The sequence below is a fragment of the Bacillus sp. AFS001701 genome (assembly GCF_002559405.1).
In the GTDB taxonomy this organism is placed as follows: Bacteria; Bacillota; Bacilli; order Bacillales; family Bacillaceae_G; genus Gottfriedia.
The window spans coordinates 1-5,165 of record NZ_NTZO01000157.1 but is presented as its reverse complement, the minus strand read 5'-3'; the positions used below and the strand labels follow the sequence as shown (position 1 = coordinate 5,165).

Annotated in this window: 5 protein-coding genes; 3 read left to right on the top strand and 2 right to left on the bottom strand. The window is 34.5% G+C overall.

The genetic code is table 11. The annotated features are described in order from the left end of the window. Positions 1-671, bottom strand: a 671-nt coding sequence (locus tag CN514_RS12255; protein ID WP_286141659.1) for an ABC transporter transmembrane domain-containing protein, incomplete at its 3' end; no start/stop codon positions are given. Between the two features lie 245 nt (positions 672-916). Between CN514_RS12255 and CN514_RS12250 the strand changes: the two genes are divergently transcribed. From CN514_RS12250 to CN514_RS25700, 3 genes are all read left to right on the top strand, one after another. Beyond that, the gene (locus CN514_RS12250) at positions 917-1,810 is read left to right on the top strand and encodes a type II toxin-antitoxin system SpoIISA family toxin (protein ID WP_098232829.1); all 894 of its coding nucleotides are present in this window, start codon (positions 917-919) and stop codon (positions 1,808-1,810) included. Positions 1,811-1,880: 70 nt separating this feature from the next. Then, a complete protein-coding gene (locus tag CN514_RS12245; RefSeq protein ID WP_098232828.1) occupies positions 1,881-2,078 on the top strand; it encodes a hypothetical protein in 198 nt (65 codons plus the stop codon). Between the two features lie 102 nt (positions 2,079-2,180). Beyond that, on the top strand, positions 2,181-2,324 hold the full coding sequence (locus CN514_RS25700) for a hypothetical protein (RefSeq protein WP_176525887.1): 144 nt from the start codon (positions 2,181-2,183) through the stop codon (positions 2,322-2,324). 272 nt (positions 2,325-2,596) lie between these two features. Here the strand turns inward: CN514_RS25700 and CN514_RS12240 are convergent, their stop codons facing one another. Then, positions 2,597-4,888 (bottom strand): FIMAH domain-containing protein, encoded by a 2,292-nt coding sequence (locus CN514_RS12240; RefSeq protein ID WP_286141658.1) that lies wholly within the window; start codon positions 4,886-4,888, stop codon positions 2,597-2,599. Positions 4,889-5,165 lie beyond the last annotated feature (277 nt).

Sequence of the window (5,165 nt, the reverse complement as noted above, 5' to 3'; positions counted from 1 at the left end):
TTAAAAGCAGTTACATCTTCTTTTGTTTGCCCTAAACTTCTGATAACCTTTAAACCACTCATACTTTCTTGAACTTTATTATTTAATTCTGAAAATGATTCTTGCGCTAAATGAAAACGTTGATGTAATAATTTACCATAGTATTGAGTCAAAATCGCCATAACTGGTAATGGCAACAGACTAATAAGCGTTAACTTCCAACTTATTGAAACTGCCATCATGATTAGTACCGATCCACCTAAAATAATCGAATCAACAAAAGTTAAGATCCCAGCCCCAGCTGTCTCGCGTACTGCTTGAACATCGTTTGTTGCGTGAGCCATTAAATCTCCTATTCTATTTTTTTGATAAAACGATGGAGACATTTTTGAAAAATGGTTATATAAATCATCTCTAAGCTGTCTGGCTAACTTTAAAGAAGAACCAAAAATTAATCTTCTCCACCAATATCGAAATGCATAAAGAAGTAACCCATTAATAAAAATTAGACCTACCAAAAAAAGTAAGTTTTTATTATTAAGTGAGTTTTTTACCATTTCATCAATTACATAACCAATAACCTTCGGAGGTAGTAGCTCTAAAATTGCAACGATTACTAAAAGAGATATTCCCCAAACATAGCTTCTTTTTTCTTGTTTAAAAAACCAAAACAAATCTTTAAAAACTGACATTCCTTCACCCCCGCAATGCAATTAAACTTAATTTTACAATATTTAGAAAACTCAAAACACAGTGTACATTATAACATAAAAATTAAATTGTTTTTAATAATCTGCTTTTTTAAAATGGTTGTTAATTTTCGGTAAAACTAGAGATATTTATCCGTACAAAGATTAAATAGATAGACAAAAAACCGAATTAACTTAGCATAAAAACCACTCCCGTATATGGTAAAATTTAAGTAAGGAGGTGAATTATGGAAAATATTCGAGAGGAACCTAAAAAAATATTTGCTACTTTTCTAAGAAAAAGTATTTTTATCCCAATCATCCTAATATTGGTACTTTACCTTGTAAATATGATGTTTGGTAATGATATACTTAAATTTTTTCAACAAAATAAATGGTTTATTCTTAGCGTGTTTTCAGGCATCATATTATACACAAGTTGGGTATTTAAAAAGTTTTTTAATATTCATAAACAAAATCTAAGAAGAACATGGTATTTCTTTTTCATTGTAGGAGTTGTTTTATTGCTTAACCAAAGAGGCTTTAATGTAAATGAGTGGCAACACTTTACATTGTTAGCAGGAATGTTCATCTTTGTAGATTTAACTTTATTTCTTACACCTAACATTAAGAAAATAGGTGGAACTGAAATGGAACAAATCAATGAAGTAGAAAGCGTCAATGATGAAATGAAAAAAATTATCGTTCAAACTCAAAATAGAAGTCTACAATTTACAGAAATACTTGATATGATGAAAATATCCTCATTTGAGACACAAGAATGGAATGAAATAGAAAGCTATCGAAAAAGTTTGGAAGACTTTTTATTTACATATGGTGAGATTTGTAGACAAAATATTACCGTTTTTAAGAAAGACAATGACATCAACTTTAAGCAAGAAATAGGTGCTGTTCTTGGAATTAACATTACAGACGAACAACTGAATTCAATTAATGAAAAAATGGTAATTCAAATTAACGAAAACACTGCTCTTATACCATATCTCGAAAAAATATATCCAATAGTAATATCTATCGTTTCGCAAAAAGAACCTATACTAGATATCGACGTAGATCATGTAATTAATTTGTCGCTGATTCATAGTTGGTTAAAAAAGCCTTACCAAGAGGAATCAGAATGAAGGACGTGTTATAGATAATAAAATATAAGTTTGATAGAATGATAATATTAGTTTGAAGAGGAGTGTAAAAATGCCTAATAATTCAGTATCAACTAATACAAATTTAGCGGAGAGTGTAAGTCGTCAAGGTAGAGTTAAGTCTCCATTCTTACAGGAAAAGACTACTCGAACAACCCCACGAACATCTCCATCTCTATTCACAAGTAAATTATTTAAAAGAAGTGACGAAGCCTTAACTCGTTTAAAAGATAGTCGTATCAACGAATAGAAATAAAATTAAAGTGTTAAACTCTACTTTTTAATTTAACCTTTCATAGTTTGACCATACAAATAATATATTTGAATAAAGCTCTGTATGGGAGATGATGGAATGAGAGACAAAAAGCAAAAAAGCCCCTTTTTAACGAACAAGCCCTCTGGTACTTTACCAAAACGGTCTAAAGATAATAGTTTATTACTAAACTTGAATAAAAAAATAAAAGATGAAATTGATAAATTTAAAAAAAATAATTAGTTTAGTGTTGAATTCTTTTCAACTGGTACTTTTTTAAGGAGATAAAAAAATGCCTATTAGTTTTAAAAGTTCCGATATTTAACCATAGACATTTTAATTCTGTTCTATAAAAATTTATTTTATACCAAAAAAACCACTTTCAATTGGTTCAATTCTCAATAGAAAGTGGTTTCAATTTTGCAAATTATTGTATGAAGTAAATGATTTGACAATCGGTTACATACTTTAGTTATTTTCATAATTATTGTGCCATATTTTTATTTCAATACACCCTATTTCCAAACCTCAATCATTCCATCAGCGTACGCTTTTAAACTATTATACACTTTTGCGGAAACCTTTTTCGAAGCATTTTCATTATCTAGAAATCCTTTAAAATCATTAATATGTTTGACAACTTTATCCGCAGAACCTTTCTTTTCAAATTGCTCTACAGATCTCAAATGTGCCTTCAATGCTTGCGCTGATCCTGCTTTGAAAGCTCCTGCATTGTCGAAGCTGTCGATTATAGAACTTACACCAGCTGCATTCAGATCGCTAAGCAAAAGATTGCTATCAGTAGCGCTTTGGTTTGAGTCTGTTTCTGAAGTTGCCGTAAAGTTAATATTTGCCGGAGCTGTCTTACCCTTAGGAATTTTCACGTACACCGGTACATCAACGCTTTTCCCTGGTTCCACTGCAACAATATTGTTATCAAATTGAACCGTCCAATCTTCACCTGCAGAAGCGTTAACTCGAATAAGATCCTTTGCTTCTCCAGTATTTGTAACATTAAAATGGTAAACTGCCACTTTGCCTGCAACGGCAGGTTGTATTGTGCCTGCGCTTACATTTACGCCGCGTTTATAGGCATCTGATCCTTCAGTGTTACGAACTGCAACCTGATAATGAAGTACACCGTCATTGCCTTTGTATTTGCCTAAAATGTAGAATTGAAGATGATTGTAAGGATCGATGTACTCACTAACAACATCGTCTTTACTAATAGAACCATCGAATTTCCCACTGACCAAACTAGTTCCATTCCCTGCATGGAATAAAGAATCCAAGGTTTGCCTTGGGTCGCCTTTTGTAACCGAAACTGTTGTACCGTCAGGCTTTGTAAAGTCCTTCAATGCGATATCTTCAGGATGTGAATCAACTGGCCAGATAAACGGTGCAGTCTCCGCATTTTTCGTTTTGGAAATCAATACACCTGAATCGGCAGCAAAAGAATCCGCTCCAACTCGATCTACTACTTCAAGGGTGTAGTTATTGTACTTAGCGTTATTTACGTTACCAATCATATCGTTACGCCAGTCTCCGCTTAGGTAATTGCTTGGAGTTAAATCAGTCATACTGATGTTGATCCCGTGGAGTCCGTTTCTGCCGAATTTACTGCCAATTGGTACCTCTCGCGCGATAATATCCGCAAACGCCGGACCAGACTCTTTTAATTCATCACGATTGAGTTGCAGGACTTCATCATTAGATAGAAATCCTTGTTTCATCTTATTACGAAGCGTATGTGGAGCCGGTAAGGAAGAACCGAGGGTAGCTGGAATCATCCAGCGGGTGTGCGTTCCACCAGGACCATTAAAAGACCCACGACTCATCGTTTCCCAATAACCCGCATAGGTTCGAGGATCTAAAGCTGCATTATTATAGTTATCTCCCAGTCCTTTTAGGTGACCAAATTCGTGAGCAAATGTGGACATGCCATCACTTTCGCCTTGAATAGAAACACGAATCGATTTGCCGTTTAATGTTGCACTCGATGCAGCAGACCAAATAGATTTTGCTGCAAACCAAGAAGTCCAAGGTACATAACGAGTTTTTGCCCAAGTTGGCATGCTCTCAAATCCTGTTAAATTTGGAGGACCAAATTCAGCAGGTACCGAGTTCTGATTCATAAACTTCATTTCACCCAGTTCTTGCCAAACAGTTGATTCATCATAGCCTGCATGTACAATAAACGCAAAGTCATTGTTTTTTCCAGATGCTATAATATCGGCTGTTGCTGCATTTATGCCGTCTTGGAAGAGGTTTCCGGTTTTATAATTACTTGGCAGAAAACCAGAATTAAAATTATCTAGCCCATACTGAAATTCGTATTTATCCAAGCGGTAAGGACCGTAAGAATCAAGGGTTACGCCCCATTTTCCATATGAATTCTCTTTCCAAAAGCCATCGATTGTCTGATAATGATTTAACTCACTCGGTACATTTAAGTAATTCGTCCAAAACTCCCCAAGCTTTTCGCGGGGAACAGCATTGACTTGTGGATTACCGATGAGATCTTTACCCTTAGGCAAGGTCAAAATAAAATCCTGACCTGGAAAGTCAACCAAAATCAATGCCCCTTTAAGGTTTGTTTCCGGTTGAATACTCTTATCGGTACTCCAGTTAATACCCGGGACTGGTTTATAATCATTCCACGTCATATCCTCTGGATTCACCCATGTCTGGGGATCTACTGGTCCCGGCATTTTATCTAGCCCTGGTTCAGCAGCAAATGCGGCTGTTGAATACATCGAAATCAAAAAAGTGGTCGATAATACAGCAATCTTAAATCTACGCTTCAAATAGATTCTCCTCTCACTTGTAAAATAACCTATAATTTATGTAGCTTTCGTTTTCGAATTTGCCATGTCGATTATGTGATGTCATCATTTCTTTTTTTACCTCTTTATCGTCACCTCTTGGTCTAGCTAAGAGCTTACTTGTATCTCCTCTTTAACACCTGTCAAGTTTCCTCCTCCTTCATGAAATCTATCTTTTAGATAATCTAAACAAATTACTAATTAATAGACTTCATTGATAGTTTTCTAGATAGACTAATATGATGAAGCATAATAAATT